At 70.5% G+C, this 22,127-nt stretch carries 21 protein-coding genes and 1 riboswitch; of the genes, 10 read left to right on the top strand and 11 right to left on the bottom strand.

Annotated elements, in window-relative coordinates:
- Positions 1-123, top strand: a 123-nt coding sequence (locus tag AAD496_RS02135) for a WhiB family transcriptional regulator (protein WP_349826987.1), incomplete at its 5' end; no start/stop codon positions are given.
- 185 nt (positions 124-308) lie between these two features.
- On the opposite strand, the gene AAD496_RS02130 is transcribed toward AAD496_RS02135, so the two are convergent.
- The 6 genes from AAD496_RS02130 to AAD496_RS02105 form a co-directional block, all read right to left on the bottom strand.
- Positions 309-2,120, bottom strand: coding sequence for a dipeptide ABC transporter ATP-binding protein (locus AAD496_RS02130; RefSeq protein WP_349826984.1), 1,812 nt, complete (start codon positions 2,118-2,120; stop codon positions 309-311).
- Positions 2,117-3,133, bottom strand: a complete 1,017-nt coding sequence (locus tag AAD496_RS02125; protein ID WP_349826983.1) for an ABC transporter permease — start codon at positions 3,131-3,133, stop codon at positions 2,117-2,119. The genes AAD496_RS02130 and AAD496_RS02125 overlap by 4 nt, the downstream gene beginning before the upstream one ends.
- Positions 3,134-3,135: 2 nt before the next feature.
- Positions 3,136-4,164, bottom strand: a complete 1,029-nt coding sequence (locus AAD496_RS02120; protein ID WP_349826986.1) for an ABC transporter permease — start codon at positions 4,162-4,164, stop codon at positions 3,136-3,138.
- Between the two features lie 134 nt (positions 4,165-4,298).
- Positions 4,299-5,936: an ABC transporter substrate-binding protein gene (locus AAD496_RS02115; protein WP_349826982.1), complete on the bottom strand. Its 1,638-nt coding sequence runs from the start codon at positions 5,934-5,936 to the stop codon at positions 4,299-4,301.
- A 259-nt stretch (positions 5,937-6,195) separates the two neighbouring features.
- Entirely contained in the window at positions 6,196-7,449 is a 1,254-nt protein-coding gene (locus tag AAD496_RS02110; RefSeq protein WP_349826981.1) for an acyl-CoA dehydrogenase family protein, read from the bottom strand.
- Positions 7,446-8,909 carry an LLM class flavin-dependent oxidoreductase gene (locus tag AAD496_RS02105; protein ID WP_349826980.1) on the bottom strand — a complete coding sequence of 488 codons (1,464 nt, stop codon included), beginning with the start codon at positions 8,907-8,909 and terminating at the stop codon, positions 7,446-7,448. Before AAD496_RS02105 ends, AAD496_RS02110 begins: the two co-directional genes overlap by 4 nt.
- A 165-nt stretch (positions 8,910-9,074) precedes the next feature.
- Positions 9,075-9,215: riboswitch (FMN riboswitch) on the top strand.
- Between the two features lie 136 nt (positions 9,216-9,351).
- Here AAD496_RS02105 and ribD point away from each other — a divergent pair.
- The 4 genes from ribD (at position 9,352) to ribH (ending at position 13,112) form a co-directional block, all read left to right on the top strand.
- Entirely contained in the window at positions 9,352-10,446 is a 1,095-nt protein-coding gene (gene ribD, locus AAD496_RS02100) for a bifunctional diaminohydroxyphosphoribosylaminopyrimidine deaminase/5-amino-6-(5-phosphoribosylamino)uracil reductase RibD (RefSeq protein WP_349826979.1), read from the top strand.
- A complete protein-coding gene (locus AAD496_RS02095; RefSeq protein WP_349826978.1) occupies positions 10,447-11,226 on the top strand; it encodes a riboflavin synthase in 780 nt (259 codons plus the stop codon).
- On the top strand, positions 11,223-12,572 hold the full coding sequence (gene ribB / locus AAD496_RS02090) for a 3,4-dihydroxy-2-butanone-4-phosphate synthase (RefSeq protein ID WP_349826977.1): 1,350 nt from the start codon (positions 11,223-11,225) through the stop codon (positions 12,570-12,572). The genes AAD496_RS02095 and ribB overlap by 4 nt, the downstream gene beginning before the upstream one ends.
- Positions 12,573-12,650: 78 nt before the next feature.
- On the top strand, positions 12,651-13,112 hold the full coding sequence (gene ribH / locus AAD496_RS02085) for a 6,7-dimethyl-8-ribityllumazine synthase (protein WP_349826976.1): 462 nt from the start codon (positions 12,651-12,653) through the stop codon (positions 13,110-13,112).
- 73 nt (positions 13,113-13,185) lie between these two features.
- Here the strand turns inward: ribH and AAD496_RS02080 are convergent, their stop codons facing one another.
- The 5 genes from AAD496_RS02080 to AAD496_RS02060 form a co-directional block, all read right to left on the bottom strand.
- Complete coding sequence (locus AAD496_RS02080) at positions 13,186-14,166, bottom strand: hypothetical protein (RefSeq protein ID WP_349826975.1); 981 nt, start codon at positions 14,164-14,166, stop codon at positions 13,186-13,188.
- 303 nt (positions 14,167-14,469) lie between these two features.
- Positions 14,470-15,024, bottom strand: coding sequence for a hypothetical protein (locus AAD496_RS02075; protein WP_349826974.1), 555 nt, complete (start codon positions 15,022-15,024; stop codon positions 14,470-14,472).
- Between the two features lie 169 nt (positions 15,025-15,193).
- Positions 15,194-16,330, bottom strand: coding sequence for an alpha/beta fold hydrolase (locus tag AAD496_RS02070; RefSeq protein ID WP_349826973.1), 1,137 nt, complete (start codon positions 16,328-16,330; stop codon positions 15,194-15,196).
- 70 nt (positions 16,331-16,400) lie between these two features.
- The gene (locus AAD496_RS02065) at positions 16,401-16,835 is read right to left on the bottom strand and encodes a thiol-disulfide oxidoreductase DCC family protein (RefSeq protein WP_349826972.1); all 435 of its coding nucleotides are present in this window, start codon (positions 16,833-16,835) and stop codon (positions 16,401-16,403) included.
- Positions 16,832-17,569, bottom strand: a complete 738-nt coding sequence (locus AAD496_RS02060) for a M50 family metallopeptidase (protein ID WP_349826971.1) — start codon at positions 17,567-17,569, stop codon at positions 16,832-16,834. The genes AAD496_RS02065 and AAD496_RS02060 overlap by 4 nt, the downstream gene beginning before the upstream one ends.
- 21 nt (positions 17,570-17,590) lie before the next feature.
- Between AAD496_RS02060 and AAD496_RS02055 the strand changes: the two genes are divergently transcribed.
- The 5 genes from AAD496_RS02055 to AAD496_RS02035 are packed head-to-tail and all read left to right on the top strand — an operon-like array spanning position 17,591 to position 21,876.
- Complete coding sequence (locus AAD496_RS02055; protein ID WP_349826970.1) at positions 17,591-18,502, top strand: phytoene/squalene synthase family protein; 912 nt, start codon at positions 17,591-17,593, stop codon at positions 18,500-18,502.
- Positions 18,499-20,217 carry a phytoene desaturase family protein gene (crtI, locus tag AAD496_RS02050; protein ID WP_349826969.1) on the top strand — a complete coding sequence of 573 codons (1,719 nt, stop codon included), beginning with the start codon at positions 18,499-18,501 and terminating at the stop codon, positions 20,215-20,217. Before AAD496_RS02055 ends, crtI begins: the two co-directional genes overlap by 4 nt.
- On the top strand, positions 20,214-20,564 hold the full coding sequence (locus AAD496_RS02045; protein WP_349826968.1) for a lycopene cyclase domain-containing protein: 351 nt from the start codon (positions 20,214-20,216) through the stop codon (positions 20,562-20,564). Before crtI ends, AAD496_RS02045 begins: the two co-directional genes overlap by 4 nt.
- The gene (locus tag AAD496_RS02040; RefSeq protein ID WP_349826967.1) at positions 20,561-20,971 is read left to right on the top strand and encodes a lycopene cyclase domain-containing protein; all 411 of its coding nucleotides are present in this window, start codon (positions 20,561-20,563) and stop codon (positions 20,969-20,971) included. Before AAD496_RS02045 ends, AAD496_RS02040 begins: the two co-directional genes overlap by 4 nt.
- A gap of 2 nt (positions 20,972-20,973) precedes the next feature.
- The gene (locus tag AAD496_RS02035; protein ID WP_349826966.1) at positions 20,974-21,876 is read left to right on the top strand and encodes a prenyltransferase; all 903 of its coding nucleotides are present in this window, start codon (positions 20,974-20,976) and stop codon (positions 21,874-21,876) included.
- Positions 21,877-22,127: the final 251 nt, after the last annotated feature.

The raw sequence follows: 22,127 nt of genomic DNA, 5'->3' as shown, positions 1-22,127 counted from the left end.
GCGGAGAGCTGCCTCCAGTGGGCTCTGGAATCCGGACAGGACGCCGGCGTCTGGGGTGGTCTGAGCGAGGACGAACGCCGCGCACTCAAGCGCCGCGCCGCCCGCGCCCGCCGCGCCGGCTGAGGCCGCCCCGGCCCCGGCACCCCACCGCTAGTGCTTTACGCCGCCCGAACCCCGGCACCCCACCGGCGAAGTCCGACACCGGTCCTGGCCCGCTGAATCGCTTCGGCCCCCTGAGATGAGCATCTCAGGGGGCCGAAGCGATTCACGGGGCCACGACTTCGACGACTCCGACGAAGGGAGCGGGCTCAGCCGATTGCGTCTCCGCGGAGCTTGCGGGCGACCTCACGGCGCTCGGCCTGGAGTGCGGGGTCCGGCACCGGCAGCGAGGCGATGAGCCGCCTGGTGTAGTCGTGCACGGGATCGCGCAGCACCTGGTCGTTCGTGCCCTGCTCCAGCATCTCTCCGTGGTAGAGCACACCGATCCGGTCGGCGAGCATGTCGACGACGGCGAGGTCGTGACTGATGAATACCGCCGCGAACCCGTAACGCTCCTGCAGTTCGGTGAACAGGTCGAGCACCGCCGCCTGCACCGAGACGTCGAGCGCGGAGGTCGGCTCGTCGGCGACCACCAGCTCCGGCTCCAGCGCGATGCCGCGGGCCAGTGAGCACCGCTGCCGCTGACCGCCGGAGAGCTCGTGCGGGTACCGCGCCGCGTAGTCCGTGGGCAGCTGCACCGCGTCGAGCAGCTCGGCCACCTGGTGCCGCCGCTGCCCCTCGGACATGTCCGGCCGGTGCACGACGAGCGGCTCGGCGATGCACTCCCCGATCGTCATGTGCGGGTCGAAGCTCGCCGCCGGGTCCTGGAACACGAACCCGATCCGCTTGCGCTCGGGCTTGAAGTGCCGCTCCTTGAAGCCGACCATCTCGTGCCCGAACACCCGCAGGGACCCACCGGTGGCCGGTCCCAGACCCGCGATCGCGCGCCCGATCGTCGTCTTGCCCGAACCGGACTCGCCGACCAGGCCGAACACCTCGCCGGCGCGGACCTCGAAGTCCACCCCCTTGACGGCCCGGAACGGCCTCTTGCCGAACCCACCGCCGAAGGTGACCTCCATGCCCTCCGCCTTCACGAGTACCTCGCCGAACGCGGACTCCTTCCCCGCCGCCGAGGTGCCCTGATCCGGGGCACCTGCCGTGGCGGGCGCCTCGGGCACGGGAGCCTTCCCGGCCTCGTCGAGCTCCTCAGCCGGAGCCGACTCCGTCACGTCCTCGACGTGCAGCCGGGGCACGGCGGCCAGCAACTGCTTCGTGTAGTCGGCCTGCGGATCGGAGAACAGCGTCTGCGCGTCGGCGACCTCGACGAGGTCGCCGCGGTACATGACGGCCACGCGGTCGGCGAGGTCCGCGACGACACCCATGTTGTGGGTGATGAGGATGATCGCCGTGCCCGTGCGGTCCCGCAGGTCCCGCAGCAGGTCGAGGATCTCGGCCTGGACCGTGACGTCGAGGGCGGTGGTCGGCTCGTCGGCGACGATGACGTCGGCGCCGAGGGCCAGGGCCATCGCGATGACGATCCGCTGCTTCTGCCCGCCGGAGAACTGGTGCGGGTAGTAGTCGTGGCGCTCCTGGGCGTCGGGGATGCCCACCTGTTCCATGGCCGCGACGACCTTGGCACGCATCTGCTTGCGGCCGATCTTCTGTCCGTGGGCGCGCAGGCCCTCGGCGATCTGCCAACCGACGGTGTACACCGGGTTGAGCGCGGTCGAGGGCTCCTGGAAGACCATCGAGACGTCGGTGCCGCGCATCGCGCGCAGGTGTGCCCCGGAGGCCCGGAGGACGTCCGTGCCCTTGAGGACGACGGCGCCACCGGCGGTCGCGGTCTCCGGGAGCAGGCCGAGGACCGTCTTCGCGGTCACCGACTTGCCGGAGCCGGACTCGCCGACGATCGCGAGCACCTCGCCCGCGGAGACCTCCAGGGAGACGTGGTCGACGGCGTGGACCTGCCCGCCGTCGGTCGCGAAGCTCACGTCGAGGTCGCGGATCGACAGGACCGGGCCCTGCCCGCCGGCCGGGGTCGGGACGGTCGCCGCGCCGGATCCTGTGGTGTCGGCGCTCATGCGGCGGCTCCTTCCGAGGTCTTCTGCTTCTTCCCGGCGCGACGGGTGCGCAGGCGCGGGTCGTTGAGATCGTTCATCGACTCACCGACGAGGGTGATGCCCAGGACCGTGAGCACGATGGCCAGACCCGGGAACAGTGCCGTCCACCAGATCCCGCTCGTCACGTCGGAGATCGCCTTGTTGAGGTCGAAGCCCCACTCGGCCGCGGAGGTCGGTTCGATGCCGAAGCCCAGGAATCCGAGGCCCGCGAGGGTGAGGATCGCCTCGGAGGCGTTGAGCGTGAAGATGAGCGGGATGTTGCGGGTCGCGTTGCGGTAGACGTGGGTGAGCACAATCCGCGGGGTCGACTCGCCGAGGACGCGGGCGGCCTCGACGAAGGGTTCGGCCTTGAGGCGGACCGTCTCCGCGCGGACGACACGGAAGTACTGCGGCACGAACACGACGGTGATCGAGATGGCCGCGGCGAACACACCACCGACGACGTTCGACTGCCCACCGGAGATGACGATCGTCATGACGATGGCCAGCAGCAGCGAAGGGAACGCGTATACGGCGTCCGCGACGACGACGAGGATCCGGTCGAGCCAGCCACCGATGTAGCCGGAGATCAGACCGAGCGCCACACCGATGAACAGGGACATGACGACGGCGACGGCGATGACGAACACCGCGGTCCGGGTGCCCCAGACCACGCGGGAGAACACGTCGAAACCACCGACCGTCGTGCCCCAGACGTGCTGGGCGCTCGGGGCCTGCTGGGCACCGAAGGCGCCACCATCCTCGTAGACCATCTGGGCGTAGCCGTAGGGCGCGATGAGCGGGGCGAAGACGGCCGCGAGCACGACGGTGCCGACGAGCACCAGGCCCGTGACCAGCATGCCGCGCTGCAGGCCGACGGACCCGAACAGGTGGGAGACGACCGGCAGGGACTTGATCCACTGACCCGGCGTGCGCTTGACGTGCAGGGAGGGCAGCTCGGAGCCGGCCGGCGCGAGATTCTGGTTCCGGGACATGCTCAGTACCTCACTCTCGGGTCGATGAGCGCCGCGATCACGTCGACGAGGAAGTTCGTCACCGCGACGATCACGGCGAGCAGGACGACGATGCCCTGGACGGCGACGAAATCACGGGCTGCGAGGTACTGGGAGAGTTGGAAGCCCAGGCCCTTCCACTCGAAGGTCGTCTCCGTGAGGATCGCGCCACCGAGAAGCATGGCGATCTGCATGCCCATGACGGTGATGATCGGGATGAGGGCCGGCCGGAAGGCGTGCTTGGTGACGAGTCGGAACTCGCTGACACCTCGGGAGCGGCCGGATTCGACGTACTGGCTGCCGAGGGTGCCGATGAGGTTGGTGCGCACGAGGCGCAGGAAGGTGCCACCGGTGAGCAGACCGAGGGCGACCGCCGGGAGGACCGCGTGGGACAGCACGTCACCGAAGACGTCCATGTTCCCGATTCGCAGGGCGTCGACGAAGTAGATGCCCGTGGGACCGACGACACCGGACATGACGAGTTCGGTCTGGGTGTCACCGCGTCCGGCGATCGGCAGGACCGGCCAGAACACGCCGAAGATCAGCTTGAGGATCAGACCGGCGAAGAAGACCGGGGTCGCGTAGCCGAGGATCGCGAGGATCCGGAGCGTCGCGTCGGGCCAGCGGTCGCGGAACTTGGCCGCGACCATACCCAGCGGGATGCCGATGAGGAGGGCGACGATGAGGGAGAAGAACACGAGCTCGACGGTGGCCGCCCCGTACTGCGCGAGGATGCCGGCGACGGGCCGGTTGTCCGACAGGGTCGTGCCGAAGTCACCGCGCAGCAGATCGCCCATGTACTCGAAGTACTGGACGAGCAACGGGCGGTCGTAGCCGGCCGCGGAGATCCGTTCCTGCAATTGGGCCTGGGTGAGGCGTCCTCCGAGGGCCGCGGTGATGGGGTCACCGGTCACCCGCATGAGGAAGAAGACCATGGTCGTGAGGATCCACACCGTCGGGATGATGAGGAGGAACCGGACGACCAGGTACCGCAACAGCGGCGAGGTGGTCAGGCCCTTCTTCGTCTCTGCCGCGGAGTCGGGGTCGGAGGGATCGGATGTGTCGCTCGAGGCGCCGGAACGGGCGGACGCCCCCGCAGTCGCGAGGGCGTCCGGGCCGGTGAGCGCCGAGTCGTTCGGCGCGGTGCTCACTTCGAGAGCATCCCGAGGCGGAAGGTGAAGGACGGGTCGAGGGTGTCGGCGACACCCTGGACGTCCGCACCGGCCACGGCGATCTGCGAGCCCTGCAGGAACGGCAAGGTCGGCAGCTGCGCGGCGAGGTCCGTCTGGATCTGTTCGATGGCGGCGGCACGCTCCTCCGGGTCCTCGATGGAGACCTGCTCCTCGAGGGCGGTGTTGATGTCCTCGTCCGTGAAGTGGTTGCCGAGGAAGGCCGGCGACTCCTCCGTGTTGTGGAAGAAGGGCACCAGGTAGTTGTCGGCGTCCGAGTAGTCCGGGAACCAGCCGAGCTGGTAGGCCGGGTAGACGTCGTTCACACGGTCGTCGGAGTACTGGACCCACTCGGTCTGCTGCAGGTCGACCGAGAACAGGCCGGTGTCCTCCAGCTGCTGCTTCACGAGGGCGTACTCGTCACCCGAGCTCGGGCCGTAATGGTCGCCGTTGTACTGCAGGCTGATGTCCACCGGGGTCTCGACACCGGCGTCCTCGAGGGCCTTCTTCGCGGCATCGGCGTCCGCGCCACCCTCACCGTCGCCGTAGGCCTCCTTGAGCGCCTCGTTGGCGCCGGCCAGGCCATCCGGGACGTAGGAGTACAGCGGGGTGTAGGTGCCCTTGTAGACCTGCTCGGAGATGGTCTCGCGGTCGATCGAGTGCGCCATGGCCTGACGGATCGCCAGGGCCTTGTCCGCGTCCGGGTCCTCGGACTTCGCACCGTGGGGCATGGTGTCGAAGTTGAAGACGATGTAGCGGATCTCGCCGCCGGGGCCCTGGTGGACGGTGACGTTCTCGTCGGCCTCCAGGTCCTCGATGTCGGTGGACGACAGCGAACGCCAGGCGACGTCGATGGTGCCCTGCTGGACGTCGAGCTTCATGTTCGAGGCGTCCGTGTAGTAGCTCATATTGACCGCGTCGTTCTGCGGTGCGCCCTGGAGACCCTGATAGTCGGGGTTCGCCTGGTAGGACACGAGCTCGTTGAACGAGTAGTTGGCGATCGTGTACGGACCGGCGAAGGCCTGGCCGTCGACGATCTCGTCGTCGGAGGTGATCGCGGTGGCCGAGAAGACGTCCTCGTCGACGATCGGACCGGCCGGACCCGCGAGGATCTGCGGGAAGGTCTGGTCGGTCGTCTTGTTGAGGTGGAAGATGACCGTGAGGTCGTCCGGGGTCTCGACGGACTCGAGTGAACCGAGCAGCGAGGACGGACCGTTGGGGTCCTGGATCTCCAGCTGGCGGTCCATCGAGAACTTCACGTCCGAGGAGGTCAGCGGGTTGCCGTTGGCATAGGTCAGACCCTCCTTGAGGGTCACCTCGAAGGTCGTGTCGGAGGTGAACTCCGCGGTCTCGGCGATGCTCGGAGCGATCTCCGAGGTGCCGGCCCGGTACTCCATGACGTACGGGTACACGTTCTTCATGACGAAGTTCGAGCCGTTGTCGTAGGAGGCGGCCGGGTCGAGGGCGGTCACCTTGTCGGTCGTGCCGACGGTGATGGTGGCCCCGCCGCCTTCGGTGGAGTCGCCACCCTCGGCCGGGGCGGTGGTGGACGTGGAGCAGGCGGTCAGGGTGAGGGCCCCGACCACGGCTGCAGCAGCGAGCAACCTGCGCTTCATGCTGGACTTCTTCCGTGTCGGTCACGTCGGCGGATCCCGCCGCACGGCACGGCCGGCCGGATGTCCCGGCACCGTCACCGCTGACGTGAGTGGTGGTACTCGGTACGGCCTGAACCGTACCTCTGGGTGGTTTCAGACACGTCACACGACGTGTCGCACAATCAGTAGAGTGTTCCACACCACGGAATGAATGCCCAATCGAGGCACCGGCGTTCCCCTCGTGAAACTCCAGTGTGGAGGGATTGGCGTTCCGAGGGGGTCAGGACGCCGATCCCTCCACACTGGAAGTAGCACTCCCCCGCGTCGCGTCGCCGATCGCGTTGAGGCCTTCGGGCACCGTGCCGTTCACGTGGAAGTCACCGAGCGACCGGGCGCGGAACGGGATCGGGTTGTGCGTCGCGACCGTCTGGGCGTTCCGCCAGTGCCGGTCGTGCCCCTTGCGCGCCGAGGTCGCCGAGGCGCCCGAGCACCGGAACAGCGCCTGCGCAGCCTCGATCGCCAGCTCCGGCACACCGACATGGGCCGCCTCGACGGCGAGTTCGGCCTCGATCGCCTCCTGCGGTGCATCCGCCGGATCGTGGCTCAGCCCGATCCGGCCGTCCGCCGTCCTGGCCACGTCGAGGGCCCGCGCCGCTGCGAGGACCGTCGCCTCACACACATACGCTTTCGAGGCGATCTGTCCGATCTCCGCGAGGATGAGCGGATCCTCCCGGAAGGGCACCCCGGACCCGGTGTTGAAGGTCCGCGTGCGACCGGCCACGATCCCCGCGGCCTCGTCGCGGGCGGCCCGCGCGATCCCCGCCTGCACGCACAGGAGCACGAGCTGGAAGAAGGCCGCCTCGTGGAGCGCCTCCTGCGACTTCGGCGTCCGGGGCCACACGTGTTCCGGCGCGACGGCCACGTCCTCCAGGACGGTCGTCCCCGTACCGGTGAGCTTCTGGCCGAACCCGTCCCAGTCGTCGACGACGGTGACACCCGGGGCGTCCGTCCGCACGAGGGCGAACACCCGGGAGTCGTGCCCGGTCAGGCCCGCGCTCACGCGGGTCCAGTCACTGAAGATCGTGCCGGTCGTGTAGTACTTCTTCCCCTCCAGCACGTAGGTGCCGTCGGGCTGTTCGGTGAGCCGCGTATTCAGCGTGCCGAGAGCGTTCCCACCGATCTCCGTCGAGGCGTTGCCCACCGTCTCACCTGCGACGACACGGGCGTACCAGTCCTCCCGGACCGCCGGTGGCTGCCAGGCGATCGTCTCGACGAAACCGAGGTGCGACCGGTACAGGTGGGCGACGTTCGAATCCGCGGCCGCGAGATCGACGAGCAGGTGCGCGAGCGTCTCGATGCTCGCCCCGAACCCACCGGCGGACTCCGGCACCCGCAGCGCACCGAAACGCGCCTCGTCGAGCCATGCGACCTGCGCGTGGGGGAGCACGCGTTCGGCGTCCCGCTCCTGAGCGCCCTCGGTGATCCGGTCGAACACCGGCCGGAAGCGGGCGGAGAGTTCTGCGTAGGACGTCATGCGGGGGATCCTTCCGGGGTGGCGGGAGAGGCCGGGGCGGCACCCGGGGTCGGGGGCGCCTCGGCGGCGGTGGCGCGAGGGGCAGCGAAGGCACCGCGGTGGCGGGCGGCGGGATGGGTGGGCTCCAGGCGGTCGTCACGCCCGAACACCTTGCGGCGCAGGGACCCGGGCGCGTACTCGGTCTGTGCGAGGCCGCGGCGCTGCAGCTCCGGCAGGACGCCCTCGACGAACTCCGTGTAGGAGTCCGGCAGCAGCGTGTTCATCACGTTGATCCCGTCGACCCCGGCGTCCTGCCAGGCCTCGAGGGTGTCGGCGATCTGCTCGGGGGTGCCTGCGATCCGCTGGCCGGTGGCACGGGAGACGGCGATCTCGCGCAGGGTCGGGTTCCCGGTGGCGGACACCCGGCGCAGCGTATCCAGGTGTCCCTGGTTGCCCTCGGTGGTGGCGGACCCGCCTGCGATGTCGTCGAGCGTCGCGTCGAGGTCGTACCCACCCAGGTCGACGCCCAACCCGCCGCCGACGTGGGCGATGATGTACTCCAGGTCGGTCCACTCGTCGAACTCGGCGAGCTTGCGGGCCACCTCGGCCTCGGTGCTGCCGACGACGAAGGACAGTCCCGCGAAGACCTTGACGTCCCCGGGTGCGCGCCCCGCGGCCACCGCCTGTTCGCGGACGCCGGCGGCATTGCGGCGGGCGACCTCGGTGTTCGGGGCGAAGAGGAAGGTCGCCTCGGCGTGGGTGCCGGCGAAGGCCTTGCCGCGCGGCGAACTGCCCGCCTGGAAGAGGAAGGGCGTGCGCTGGGGGCTGGGCTCCGACAGGTGCGGGCCGACGATCGAGTACCGGTCCCCCACGTGGTCGATCGGGTGGACCTTCGCCGGGTCCGCGTAGACGCCCCGTTCCCGGTCGACGAGCACCGCACCCTCGTCCCAGGACCCCTCCCACAGCGTGTAGCAGGCGTCGACGTACTCCTCCGCCCAGTCGTAGCGGGAGTCGTGTTTCTCCAGCTCAGCGGCCCCGAAGTTGCGGTGCGCGTTCTCCAGCACGCTGGTCACGACGTTCCACGCCACACGCCCGCCGCTCAGATGGTCGAGCGTGCTCATCTGCCGGGCGAACTGGAAGGGCTGTGCCTGGATGATCGAGCTCGTGAAGGCCAGCCCGATGTCCGAGGTGGTGGCGGCGAGCGCCGAGGCGAGCACGAGCGGATCGTTCGAGGGGACCTGCAGGCCCTTCTCGACATGGTGGGCGTACCCGCCGTCGTGGTCGCCGTAGAGCCCCGCGACGTCGGCGAGGAACAGGGCGTCGAACTTCGCGTCCTCCAGGATCCGCGCGGTCTCGGTCCACAGCGCCAGGTCCGTGTACTCGTGCTGGCGGGACTCGGGACGGCGCCAGTGACCGCCGAGGATGTGCCCGGGCGTGTTCATGAGGAATGCGCTCAGCAGCAGGCGGGGACGGTCGGCCATGCGGGATCCTTCCGGGACGTTGCAGAGCGCCCGGGTGCAGGGCACCGGAAACGCCACAGAATCCACACTGGACGGGGAGCGCGGTTCGTTGCGATTCGTGACGTCGTGCGACTTCGCGACGGAAAGCGCAGTTGGCACTCCTGCCGGTCGGTCGTACAGTGTGCGTAGTTGTTCCGGGGACGGTGAGATTCCGTACCGGCGGTGACAGTCCGCGACCCGCGGGGCCCATGAGAGCCATGGATCCCCACGGTTGACTCGGTGAAATTCCGAGACCGACAGTGAAAGTCTGGATGGGAGGAACACGGACCGCACGGTGCACCCGTGGGGTCCGCGGGGATCACCGACGGTCGGCCGCCAGGCTCACCACGCGACCTCCCCGACACGCCGCACGTCGGACCCCCGACGCGTCGCACTCCCGTCTCCCGGTGAACGGGAGGTGGAGATGAGCAGCGACGACGAGCGGGCCGTGCAGGCGGCGCTCACCTCGGCCGGGGCAGGACCGCGCGGCGCGAACCCCCTGGTCGGAGCGGCCGTCCTCGCCGCCGACGGGACCCTGGTCACCGGACACCACCGTGGTGCCGGCACCCCCCATGCCGAGGTCGACGCGATCGAACGCGCCACCCGCGCCGGGATCGATCTCACCACGGCGAGCCTCTTCGTCACCCTCGAACCGTGCAACCACTCCGGCCACACCGGGCCGTGCGCCCAGGCCGTCGTCGACGCCGGGTTCGCCCGCCTCGTGTACGCCGTGGAGGATCCGAACCCCACCGCATCGGGTGGCGCGGCACGGGTGCGCGACGCCGGGATCCCCGTGGAGACCGTGGAGTCCGCGACCCTCGTCGAGGCCGCCCGGGAGCTCAACGCCCGCTGGTTCACCGCCAAGGAGTCCGGCCGCCCCTTCGTCACGCTCAAGATCGCCCAGTCCCTCGACGGCCGGGTGGCCGCCGCCGACGGGACCAGCCGGTGGATCACCGGACCGGAGTCCCGGGCCCACGCCCACCGGGTGCGCACCCGGGTCGACGGGATCCTGGTCGGCACCGGCACCGTCCTCGCCGACGACCCCCGGCTCACCGCGCGGGACGAGGCGGGCGAACCGCTCGGGTCACAACCACGACCCGTCGTCCTCGGCACCCGTGATCTCCCGGCCGACTCCCACCTCGCCCGGAACCCCGCGACCCTCCACCTGCGTACCCGTGATCCGCGGGAGGCACTCCGCTCCTGCGCGGAGGCCGGGATCGACCACCTGCTCGTCGAGGGCGGACCCGGGATCAGTGGCGCGCTGCTCGCCGCCGACCTCGTCGACGAGGTGCACCTCTACACCGCCCCCGTCCTCCTGGGCGACGGGCTGCCGGCCGTCCGCGACCTCGGTGTCGACACGCTGACCACCGCGCCGCGCTTCCGCCGCGACCACACCGGCGGGGCGAACCCCGAGGTGCTCGGCGCGGACACCCTCGTCCGTCTCGTCCCGGCCCCCGCCGTACACGCGGCCGAGGCGCCCTCCCCCTCCACCCTCCGACCCGTACCCGAAGGAGCCTGAGTGTTCACCGGAATCATCGAGGCCCTGGGAACCGTCACCGACGTGACGGTCGATCCCGGTGGCGAATCCGCCCGTATCACCGTAGACGCGGGCCCGATCGTCCACGACCTGCCCCGTGGCGGATCCCTGGCCGTCAACGGCGTCTGCCTCACGGCGGTGCCGGTCACGGCCGGTGACGGAGACGGCGACGCCCCCGGTGGTGGGTCCACCGCGGACGGAGAGGACACCGGCGTCACCCGTGGCTCCTTCACCGCGGACGTCATGGGCGAGACCCTGCGACGCACCTCGCTCGGGGCACTCGCCCCCGGCAGCCCGGTGAATCTCGAACGCTGCATGCCCGCCGGCGGCCGCTACGACGGTCACGTCGTCCAGGGCCACGTGGACGGCCTGGGCACCGTGAGCGAGCGTGAGGATCTCGACGGGTGGGTACGCCTGCGCGTCGACATCCCCGCAGACCTCGCCCGCTACACCGCGGAGAAGGGGTCGATCGCTCTGAACGGCACGAGTCTCACCCTCAAGGCCGTGAGCCCGGTCGACGCCCCGACCGCCTGGGTCGAGGTCGGACTCATCCCCGCGACGCTCGACCACACCGTGTTCGGCCAGGCGGCCGCCGGTGACCCCGTCAACGTCGAGGTCGACGTGCTCGCCAAGTACGCCGCTCGCCTCCTCGCCTTCTCCGCGCAGACCGACTCCACCGACCCGGCCGCTCGGTCCCACCCGGGTGCACGGTCCCGCCCGGCAGCAGTCCCGTCCACCCCGTCCCATCAGGAGCCCGCATGAGCACCGCACCCGACAGCCGCCTCGACAGCATCGACCGCGCGATCGCGGAGGTCGCCGCAGGTCGCCCGATCGTGGTCGTCGACGACGAGAACCGGGAGAACGAGGGCGACCTCGTCATGGCCGCCGAGTTCGCCACCCCGGAGTGGATGGGGTTCATCGTGCGGTACACCTCGGGCGTCATCTGCGCACCGCTCACCGCCGCCCGCGCCGCCGAGATGGAACTCCCGCCCATGGTCTCGCGCAACGAGGACCCGAAGGGCACCGCCTACACCGTGAGCTGCGATGCGGTCGAGGGCACGAGCACCGGCATCAGCGCCGCCGACCGCACGGCCACCGTCAAGGTCCTGGCCGACGCCCCCGCCGGACCCGCCGCGATCTCCCGGCCGGGCCACGTCTTCCCGCTCATCGCCAAGGACGGCGGCGTGCGCGAGCGTGACGGTCACACGGAGGCGGGCGTCGAGTTCAGCCGCCTGGCCGGCGCAGCCCCGGTCTCCGTCATCGCCGAGGTCGTCCACGACGACGGCTCGATGATGCGCCTCGACGCCCTCCTGGACTTCGGCGCCGCGCACGGGCTCGCCGTCGTCTCGATCGCCGATCTCATCACCTGGCTCGATGCCCGGGATGCGGCGGGGTCCGCATCCACCCCGGAGGACGCACCCGCCGTGGAGGCGGACGCCGACGGTGCAGGTGGTACCGGAGGGCGGGGCGCCTCGGCGGCGGGGGTCGACGTCCACGCCGGTACGGAGATCTCCCTGCCGACACCGCACGGTCTGTTCCGCGCCCAGGCGTGGACGGTCGACGGGATCGAGCACCTGCTCGTGACGGCCGGGAAGCCGGCGGGCTCGGGAGCGGGGAGCGCCGACGTGGCGGAGGCGCCGCTCGTGCGGATCCACTCGGAGTGCCTGACCGGCGACGTGTTCGGTTCGCACCGCTGTGACTGCGGCGAGCAGTTGGACCTCGGACTCGCGACGATCGCCGAGCGCGGCGGGGCGCTCGTGTACCTGCGCGACCACGAGGGGCGCGGGATCGGGCTGGCGAACAAGCTCGAGGCCTACGCGCTGCAGGAGGCCGGACAGGACACCGTCGACGCGAACCGGGCTCTCGGGTTCGGGGACGACGAACGGTCCTACGGCGCGGCCGCCGCGATCCTGCGCGGCGCCGGGCTCGACCGGATCCGGCTGCTCACCAACAACCCGGCGAAGTCCGAGGCACTCGCGTCCGAGGGCGTGACGGTCGAGGCCGTCGTGCCGGTGCAGGTCGCGGCGCGGCCGGAGAACGCGCGGTACCTGGAGACCAAGCGGGTACGGATGCAGCACCTGCTCGCCCCGGCGGTCACGACCGCCTGACACACCACCCGCACGCGCGGGTGGCACCGGACCTGAACGAACGAACAGTACGCACAGCACGGACGAAGGAGACACACCATGGCAGGACACGGAGCGCCGGACCTGGCCCCGCGGAAGACCGACAAGACGCTGGCGATCGTCGCCTCCTCGTGGCACACCGAGGTGATGGACGGCCTCATCGCCGGAGCGCGGAAGGCCGCCGCGGAGGCCGGGATCGAGCCGACGCTCGTGCGGGCACCGGGGAGTTTCGAGCTGCCCGTCGTCGCGCAGAAGCTCGCGGCCACCCACGACGCGGTCGTGGCACTCGGCGTCGTGATCCGCGGCGGGACCCCGCACTTCGACTACGTGTGCCAGGCGGCCACGGACGGTCTGAACCGGGTGGCGCTCGACAGCGGGAAGCCCGTCGGATTCGGGCTGCTCACCTGTGACGACGAGGAGCAGGCGCTCGACCGTGCAGGCCTCGACGGGTCGAAGGAGGACAAGGGGTACGAGGCAGCGACCGCGGCTCTCGCGACGGCGGAGCTGTTGGGCGAACTCTGAGGTACGTCAGCGGCGGCCCGGGTCCCGACGGTTTACTCTCTTTACTCTTCGAGGATCGGAGTGTTCAGGACGGTCAGCCGCGGAGGTACATGACCCCCGTCTGTCCGTTCCAGATCCGGTCCTCGTCCGAGTGGTCCTCCAGGGTCGAACCGTCCGGCATCGCCGGGTAGATCGAGAAGTCGGCGTCGATCGGGACACCGGCCGGGTGGTAGGACCCGAAGGGGGCTCCGTCTGCGCCGTAGTTGAACACCCCGTCGACCTCATTCATGAACGAGATGGGGTGGGTGGACTCCTGATCGGTCCCGACCATGTAGGTGACCTCCGAGGTCGTCACCTCGACGCACCCGTTCGTCGTGGAACCGGAGGCCTGCCAACTGCCCGGGGTCGGGCACCAGAAGCCCTCGATCCCCTCGGCGGTCGCGGGGCCCGTCTCGCCGGACGACGGGATCTCCCCCGGCGTCAGTTCGCTGCCGTCCCATTCGAGGAACACCCGGGTCTCGCCGCTGGCACAGCAGGCTGCGTCGCCCTCGAGGAGTGCGGCACTGCGGATGAGGAGTCCCCCGTCGCGGAACTCGATCGACCGGGTGCCGTTCCGGGCACCGTCGACGTCCTCCGCGAGGTCGTAGGCGCCGCCGAGGTGGTCGATCCCCTCGATCGTCGCCGTGAAGACGACCACCTGATCGGGCCAACTGACTCCTCCGTTGTTGCAGTTGAACACCGCCGCGAGTTCGTCCACACCGTCACCGGTGAGGTCCCCGGCGACGATCTCGTGTTCCTTCACGATCGCGGGAGACCTGGCATTGTCCCCGTACTCGGGATGGGGCTCCGGGAGTTCACCGTCGACCAGGTCGCCCTCGGGGAATCCGCACATCGACGGGATCGGAGCGCTCATCACCATCTCGGGTGTGAGACCCACGGTGTCGGGGCCGTCGCCGTCCGCGTCCTCGGTTCCCGATCCGGTGTCGGCTCCGCCCGTGCCTTCGCCGCCGTCTCCGTCACCGGCTGCCGAGGTGTCCGCTTCCGCGTCCTCGGCTCCTCCGGAATCCGCGTCCACGGAATCGGAATCCGAGCCTTCGGACGGGGACGAGACCGCACCACCCGTCGGATCACTGCAGGCACTGCCGTACACGGACACGACGAGTAGGGCAGCCGCGGCCACCGTCGCCCTGAGAACCCGGTTCCTCACCATGTGCTGCTCCCTCTGTCGGCCCGGCGTCGGCGCACTCTGTCGGCCTGGCGCCGAGGTCCGTCGCGGCCTGCGTCGGCATACTCGATGCCGACAGAATGTCATGCGCCGGTCGCGCGACGAATGTTTCGCACAGGATCCACATCCACCACCCAGGATCGGGGCAAGCGGTCAGAGTTCGTCGGCGAGTTCGACCTCATCGGCGCCGGCGACGCCCAGATCGTCGAGCTCGATGTGGAAGATCCCCACCTGCATGGGTGACCAGGCGCAGGCGATCTGTTGGTCGGGGTCGTCCGGTCGGCTCACGGTGGTCACGCGTCCCGCGCCATCGGTGATCGCGACCTCGTGCGAGTGGCAGACGCTGTGCCGGAAGGCGAGGAGAACGGAGTCCTCGAGCTCCGGCTCGACGGTGAGCGCCGCACGCATGCCGCCCTCGCTCGGGACGGTCTCCAGCCAGTCGTCATAAGCCGTGGCGTCGGGGAGCAGCACAGGCACTTCCACACCGTAGGAACCGCGGGTCGGCCCCACGGTGTTCTCCGGATCGGTGGGGACGAGGTCGGGGCCTTCGCTCGCGTCCCCCGGTGTCCACAGGGCGATGGTCTCGCCGACGACCCGGGGTTCGTCCGTGACGCCACCTGTCGGGTCCGCACACCCCGTGGCCGTGAGAGCCCCGAGGAGGATCGGGACCACGGCGGTGAACCGGAGGGCGCGACATGTGGAACCCACACCCCCAGTCTACGAACGGGTTCCCGTCGGCGGGAGACCTGCTTCACCGGACGGGGCGGAGAACACCTGCGGGAAGAGCAGCGGCCGGATCAGATGCTGGATCGTTGGAGGTTTCCCAGCAGCTGATCTCCCCACCCTCCGGCTTTCCAGCATCCGATCCCCCTGACACTCAGTCGAACACCTGAACCTCGTCGACGACCGCGGCGGTGAAGGTCCGTACGGCCTCGACGTAGTCGCGCGGGTGCTCGAAGTGGAAGCCGTGGCCGGAGGACACCCGCAGGAACTCGGCGTCGGGGACGAGTTCGAAAGCGCGGTCGGCGTCCTCGTCATCCATCGCGGCGAGCAGGATCCCGGTCTCGTCGTAGCGCCAGTCGCAGGCGATGAGGAGGGTGGGCACGGAGATCGCCGACAGCGTCGTCGCGTGGTCGAACAGATGGTGGAAGGACCCGGAGTGGAAGGCCTCGCCGAAGGCCGGGTCGTAGGAGTCGAGGCCGCGCATCATCTCGTTCATCACCGGCGACATGTACGGCCAGGTGACGGGCACGTCGGGGCGGGCCTGCCGGTCCCGGATCCCGGAGGTCCGCAGCCGGTCCTCCAGGTCGCCGAAGAGGGTGAAGAACCGACCGGTCCGCAGGTAGTACTCGACGAAGTCGTCGGTCCACTCGGGGTCCTCCGCCTCGCCGCGTTCCGGGTCCGGGTCCTGGCCGACGAACCCGTGGGCCGCCGTCGCGAGGTCGACGTGGTTCCAGGTCCTCTCGGCCCGCGGGTGTTCGGAGGAGAAGAAGGGAGGATCCTCGAGGACGAGCGCGGCGACGACCTCCGGCCGGGCCGCACCCATCCAGGCGGCCACCAGTCCGCCCGAGGAGTGGCCGGCGACGATCGCCTGCTCCCCGATGACACCGGCGACGAAGTCCGCGAACAGTTCCCCGAGCACCGGTCCGTGGTACAGGTCCGTGTCGAAGTCCGACTCCCCGTGACCGGGAACGTCGAGGACGAAGACGTGGAAGTCCCGGGCGAGTTCCCGCATGACCCGCGCGTAGTTCCACAGGTCGGACCCCTGACCAGGGACGAGCAGGAGTGCCGGCCCGTTGTCCGGGCCCTCGGCGAAGTGCAGGTCGTGCCCGTTGACGAGGGTGTGGCCGGTGACGAACCCGGCGCGTTCGGCGCGCATCCGGTCGATCGCGGCGTAGGTCGAGGTGTACACCGCGAACCCACCGGCGGCGGCGAGCGCGGTCCCGACGAGAGCCGAGGCCCCGAGGGCGGTGGAGAGGAGGAGACGACGGGCGGACGGGTGCGGTTGCGTCATGACGGCCTTCCGGTGGCGAGCGCGTGCACGGTCGATCCCTACACCTCGCACGCTAGTCGAAACCCGCTGCTCACGCCTCATGCACGCCGCACCCACCGGGATTCGCCGTACACCAGGGCGTCGCACCCGGGAAGTGCCGCCGGTTCCGCGCCACCCACTGGTAGACGCCGTCGACCACGCCGACGATCCCCGGCCACGCGAGCACCCGCGGGAGCACGCCTGCGCACCCCTGCCGGCTCCCCGCGAGCACCTGGGCGATCGCGCCCACCGCCTGGGCGCCTCCGGTCGCCCGGCCCGCCCGGTCGAAGGCCCAGATCTGGTGGTCGACCATCGCCCGCGTGAGGCCGTGCTCCTCGACCACCCCGGGCACCTGGTTGGCGACGAACCGCACCCGGCCCCGTCCGCCGTCCAGACGCTCTCCCGTCCGGGCCCACCGAGTGCACATGCCGCACAGCCCGTCGAACAGGACGACGAGCTCCGCTCCCGAGGCGCCTTGCCGGTTCATCCCACACCCCACATCGTCGTCGCCACGAACCACAGCGTGGCCGCCGCGGTCCCACAGGTCACCAGCACGAACACCGTCAACCACAGCACCGCCGGTCCTCCGACGGCACCCGCGGCGAGGGTGGCGTCCGAGTGGGAGGCACCGCGGCGGAGGTGGGATCGGACGAGGTCCCAGGCCGCCCGCGGCGCTCCGAGCGCGAGGAACAGGCCGAGCACGATCACCACGGTCGTCACGAGGGACGACTCGTTCGACCACAGCACCAGGCCGCTCCCGGCCAGGGAGACGAGGAGGACGAGCACGCCCCACACGTTGCGCACGAGGAGCAGCGCCGCGAGCAGCAGGACGACGAGCAGCACGAGCGAGGCGCCCGAGTACCCCGCTGCCGCCGCCCACACGAGTACGAGCCCCACGATCCCCGGCGCCGGGTATCCGGCGAGCGCGACGAACAGCACGCCCGGACCCCGGGGCTTCCCGCGTGTGACCGCCAACCCCGAGGTGTCCGAGTGCAGCCGGATCCCCTGGACCCGCCGCCCGACGAGCACGGCCGCCAGCACATGACCCATCTCGTGGACGATCGTCAGCGCATTGCGGGCCAGGTGCCAGACCTGCGGGACGAGCAGGGTCGCGAGGATGATCCCGGCGGCCACGTACAGGGCGGTCTGCGAGGGCTCCGCACTCGCCGTCCACCGCTCGACGATCCAGTTCCAGGCCTCGTGTATTCCGTCCGTACCCATGCGCCCCAGTATCCTGGAGGAATGAAGTCACAGAGCCGGTGGACCCGCACGACGCGAGCGGCCTCCCAGCAGGTTCTGCGGGAGTACTCGACGTCGTTCTCTCTCGCGGCCCGCATCCTGCCGCGTGCGGTGCGCGACCACATCGCGGCCGTCTACGCCGTCGTGCGCGTGGCCGACGAGGTCGTCGACGGCGCATTCCCCGAGGCCACGGGCGCACAGAAGCGTGACGCCCTCCTGGAGCACGAGGCCGCACTCGCCCGCGCGGTCGAGTGCGGCTTCTCCACCGACCCGTACCTCCACGCCTTCGCGCTCACCGCGCGGGCCACCGGCATCGGTCCCGAACACTGGGGTCCCTTCTATGCCGCCATGCGTCAGGACGCGGATCCCGTCCCCCATGACCGGGAGTCCCTGCGCACCTACATCCACGGATCCGCCGAGGTCGTCGGCGAGATGTGCGTCCTCGCCTTCTTCGACGGGGCACCGCTGCCCTCCGACGCAGGCCTTCACGACCGCCTCTTCCGCGGGGCCCGCGCGCTCGGCTCGGCCTTCCAGAAGGTCAACTTCCTCCGCGACCTCGGCGAGGACACCACCCAGCTCCACCGCTCCTACTTCCCCGAGGCGGGCGCCGCCACCGGAGCGGACCCCGCGGGCCCGGCGTCGGACCCCGACGCCTTCGACGACGCCGTCAAGGACTCCCTCGTCGCGGAGATCGACGCGGAACTGCGTCTCGCCTCGGCCGCGATCGACCTCCTGCCGCCGCGCACCCGCCCGGCCGTCCGCGCCGCACAGTCGCTCTTCACCGACCTCAACGCTCGTCTGGCCCGCACCCCGGCCCGCGAACTCCTGCGCACCCGCGTCCGCGTCCCCGACCCCCGCAAGCTCTACCTCACGGGCCGCGCACTCGCCGGGCGCAACCCGTTCCCCGCCCGATGACCGCACGGACCTCGCCCACCTCCCCCGCCGCCGAGGCGCCCTCCCTTCCGCGTCCCCGTACCGTCGTCGTCGGGGCGGGGATCTCCGGCCTGGCGAGCGCGGCGCTGCTCGCCCGTGAGGGGCACGAGGTCACGCTCCTGGAGAAGAACGCGCAGGTGGGCGGGCGGGCCGGCACCCACGAGGCGGACGGTTTCCGCTGGGACACAGGCCCCAGCTGGTACCTCATGCCGGAGGTCTTCGACCACTTCTTCCGGCTCTTCGGGACCACGAGTGCCGCACAACTCGACCTCGTCACCCTCGATCCGGGCTACCGCGTGTTCGCCTCGGCGATGGCCGATACCGACTCCGGTGTGGTCCCTCCGATCGACGTCCCCCTCGGCCGGGATCGCGTCCGGGACCTGTTCGAACGGCTGGAGCCCGGCTCCGGTCCCCGACTCGACGCCTACCTGGACCTCGCCTCGGACGCCTACGACCTGGCGCTCCGACACTTCCTCCACACCACCTTCGACGACCTCACCACCCTCGCCGCGCCGGAGGTGCTCGCCCGCCTGGGCGACCTGGTCCCCATGCTCACCGGCACTCTCGGCGACCGGATCGACCGGACGGTCGGGCACCCGGCGCTGCGGCAGATCCTCGGGTACCCGGCGGTGTTCCTGGCGAACTTCCCGGCCGGGACACCGGCGATCTACCAACTCATGAGCCGCCTCGACCTCGTGGACGGCGTGCAGTACCCGCGTGGCGGCATGTACGCACTCATCGAGGCGATCGCACGCCTGGCCCGGGAGACCGGCGTGGAGATCCTCACCGACCACGAGGTCACCGCGATCCACGTCGACCCGAGGGTGCCGAGCGCGACGGCGGTCGCACGGGCCACGGCTGGGCTCCTCGGGCGACTCCCCGGCGTCACCACCGGACGGGTCCGCGAGGTCGTCGCGCGCGCCGCCGACGGCCTCCACGTCTTCGAGGCCGACCACGTCGTGACGACCGCCGACCTCCACCACGTCGAGACCTCCCTCCTCCCCCGTGCGTACCGGTCCCGCCCGCCCGGCTCCTGGCACCGCCGCGACCCGGGCATGGGTGCGATCGTCATGCTGCTCGGCGTCGAGGGGCGCGTCCCGGAACTCGCGCACCATTCCCTGTTCCTCACCGCGGACTGGCGGGCGAACTTCGCCGCCGTCTTCGGTGAGCGGGCGGGAGGCCGCGCACAGCTGCCGGAACCGGCGAGCGTGTACGTGTGCGCGCCCTCGCGAACGGACGACAGGGTCGCGCCGGCGGGCGCGGAGAACATCTTCGTCCTCGTCCCCTGCCCCGCCGACGCGGGCCTGCGGGCGGACGACCCGCGGGTGCAGGAGTACTGCGACCGGCTGTTGGCCGACCTCGGGCGGCGGGCCGGGATCGCGGATCTGCCGGGTCGCATCACGTACCGGAAGACACTGGCGCCGGCCGAGTTCCGTGCGGACCTCCACGCCTGGCACGGCACGGTACTGGGTCCGGCCCACACCCTGTTCCAGAGCGTGTGGTTCCGGGGGAGGCCCCGGAACTCCCGGGTCGCGGGGCTGTGGCACGCCGGCGCCTTCACCGCACCGGGCGTCGGCCTGCCCATGTGCCTCATCGGGGCGCAGAACGTGCTCAAGGCGGTCCGTGGCGACACCTCCACCGGTCCCCTCGACCCGGAGACCGTGTGGGAGCAGGCGCCGGAGAGGGAAGCGCGATGACCTGGCTCTACCTCGGATGTCTGCTCTTCTCCCTGTTCGGCATGTGCATGCTCGATTGGCGCCACCGCCTGTTCTGGTTCGCCGACTGGCGCCGCGCCGCGCTCGTCCACGCCAGTGCCGTGGTCCTGTTCCTCGCCTGGGACGCCGCCGGGATCCTCACCGGCAGTTTCTTCCGCGGCGATTCCGGGTACTTCACGGGCATCGAGCTCGCTCCCGACATGCCTCTGGAAGAACCGGTCTTCCTTTTCTTCCTCTGCTGGCTGACCATGAACGTGTACTGCGGCAGCGTCCGCCTGCTCGCCCACCTGCGCGGACGGACCCGCACCGACGAGGAGGTCCACCCGTGACGTACACGCTCGTCAACCTCGTGTTCCTCGCCCTCGCCGTGGCCGTCGCGGTCCCCGCGCTCCGTGGACCCCGGGCGTCCGCCCGTCCCTCCCGCTCCCGAGGCGCCCTCCACCGGGCACCCCGCCTCTCCGTGACGGCCCTGCTGGCGACCGGTGCGTTGCTGGTGGCCCTCACGATCGTCTTCGATAACCTCATGATCCTCGCGGGGTTCGTCGAGTACGGGGAGGCCCAGACGAGCGGGATCCGGATCGGCGTCATGCCGATCGAGGACCTCGCCTACACCGTCTTCGCGGTCCTGTGGTTGCCGGCCCTGTGGACACTCCTCGGCCGGCGGAAGAACGGGGTGGGTGCGCCGGGAGTGCAGGGCACCTCGGCGGCGGGGACCGACGCAGGGCAGGAGGACTGAGCATGTGGCGGGAACTGCTCCACGCCTCGCGGCCGGTGTCGTGGGTGAACACCGCCTACCCGTTCGGGGCGGCGTACCTGCTCACCGGGGGCGGACCCGGCCTCACGTTCTGGGTGGGCGCCCTGTTCTTCCTCGTGCCGTACAACCTGGCGATGTACGGGATCAATGACGTCTTCGACCACGAGTCCGACCTGCGGAATCCACGGAAGGGAGGGGTCGAGGGCGGTCTCGTGTCCGCCGAGCGGGCGGCCGTCGTGCACCCGCGGATCCTGTGGGCGGCCGCGTTGTCGTGCCTGCCCTTCTGTCTGTACCTCGTGATCGTCGGCTCCTGGCTGTCGACGGCGGTGCTGGCGCTCAGCGTGTTCGCGGTCCTCGCCTACAGCCTGCCGAAGCTGCGATTCAAGGAGCGGCCGGGGCTCGACGCGGTCACGAGTTCGACCCACTTCTCCTCACCCGCGTGGTTCGGGGTCGCGCTCTCGGACGGGCGGCTCACCGACATCGGGCTCGCGGTGCTCGTCGGGTTCTTCCTGTGGGGCTGCGCCGCACAGGCCTTCGGGGCGGTGCAGGACGTCCTGCCCGACCGTCAGGCGGGCCTGAAGTCCGTGGCGACCGCGCTCGGGGCCCGGCCGACGGTGCGGATCTCGACTCTGACCGTGCTGCTGGCCGGCCTCGTGCTCGTGGGCGTGGGCGTCATCGGTGGACCGGGCGACGGGGTGCATGCACACTGGCCGGTCGTCCTCGCGGGGTTGCTCGCGGTGCCCTATGCGGCGAACTCCGGCCGGTTCTGGCACGTCACGGACGCCGACAGCGCCCGCACCCACCTGGGGTGGAGGACCTTCCTGTGGCTGAACTACGCCGTCGGGTTCCTGGTCACCCTGCTGATCCTGTGGTGGGCGCTGGGGTAGACGGGGCCTTCTTCGCCGCCTTGCCGATGGCGGTGAGACCTGCGACCGCGGCTGCGGCCACCTTGGTGCGGGCTCGTCCGAAGAACGATGTCTTCATCGTGGTCCTTCCGGAAAAGGCTGGTGTCAGGAGTGTGGCGCCGACCGGTCCGGAAGACCCGCGGCGAACGCGCGCGGGTGTCACCGTTCCCAGACGTACTTGCTCGGAATAACGACCGGGTGAGGTTTCTCATAGGCCGAAAGGGAGACTATTC

Origin of the sequence: Brevibacterium litoralis (assembly GCF_040212315.1) — a bacterium.
Taxonomy (GTDB): domain Bacteria; phylum Actinomycetota; class Actinomycetes; order Actinomycetales; family Brevibacteriaceae; genus Brevibacterium; species Brevibacterium litoralis.
Note: the sequence above shows the minus strand (reverse complement) of the source record. Positions and strands in the feature narration are given on the sequence as shown.

What these genes read in the sequence shown, in the direction of transcription:
- AAD496_RS02130 (WP_349826984.1), bottom strand. Translation starts at nt 2,120, where the DNA reads ATGAGCGCCGACACCACAGGATCCGGCGCGGCGACCGTCCCGACCCCG.
- AAD496_RS02125 (WP_349826983.1), bottom strand. Translation starts at nt 3,133, where the DNA reads ATGTCCCGGAACCAGAATCTCGCGCCGGCCGGCTCCGAGCTGCCCTCC.
- AAD496_RS02115 (WP_349826982.1), bottom strand. Translation starts at nt 5,936, where the DNA reads ATGAAGCGCAGGTTGCTCGCTGCTGCAGCCGTGGTCGGGGCCCTCACC.
- AAD496_RS02110 (WP_349826981.1), bottom strand. Translation starts at nt 7,449, where the DNA reads ATGACGTCCTACGCAGAACTCTCCGCCCGCTTCCGGCCGGTGTTCGAC.
- AAD496_RS02105 (WP_349826980.1), bottom strand. Translation starts at nt 8,909, where the DNA reads ATGGCCGACCGTCCCCGCCTGCTGCTGAGCGCATTCCTCATGAACACG.
- ribD (WP_349826979.1), top strand. Translation starts at nt 9,352, where the DNA reads ATGAGCAGCGACGACGAGCGGGCCGTGCAGGCGGCGCTCACCTCGGCC.
- ribB (WP_349826977.1), top strand. Translation starts at nt 11,223, where the DNA reads ATGAGCACCGCACCCGACAGCCGCCTCGACAGCATCGACCGCGCGATC.
- ribH (WP_349826976.1), top strand. Translation starts at nt 12,651, where the DNA reads ATGGCAGGACACGGAGCGCCGGACCTGGCCCCGCGGAAGACCGACAAG.
- AAD496_RS02070 (WP_349826973.1), bottom strand. Translation starts at nt 16,330, where the DNA reads ATGACGCAACCGCACCCGTCCGCCCGTCGTCTCCTCCTCTCCACCGCC.
- AAD496_RS02065 (WP_349826972.1), bottom strand. Translation starts at nt 16,835, where the DNA reads ATGAACCGGCAAGGCGCCTCGGGAGCGGAGCTCGTCGTCCTGTTCGAC.
- AAD496_RS02060 (WP_349826971.1), bottom strand. Translation starts at nt 17,569, where the DNA reads ATGGGTACGGACGGAATACACGAGGCCTGGAACTGGATCGTCGAGCGG.
- AAD496_RS02055 (WP_349826970.1), top strand. Translation starts at nt 17,591, where the DNA reads ATGAAGTCACAGAGCCGGTGGACCCGCACGACGCGAGCGGCCTCCCAG.
- crtI (WP_349826969.1), top strand. Translation starts at nt 18,499, where the DNA reads ATGACCGCACGGACCTCGCCCACCTCCCCCGCCGCCGAGGCGCCCTCC.
- AAD496_RS02045 (WP_349826968.1), top strand. Translation starts at nt 20,214, where the DNA reads ATGACCTGGCTCTACCTCGGATGTCTGCTCTTCTCCCTGTTCGGCATG.
- AAD496_RS02035 (WP_349826966.1), top strand. Translation starts at nt 20,974, where the DNA reads ATGTGGCGGGAACTGCTCCACGCCTCGCGGCCGGTGTCGTGGGTGAAC.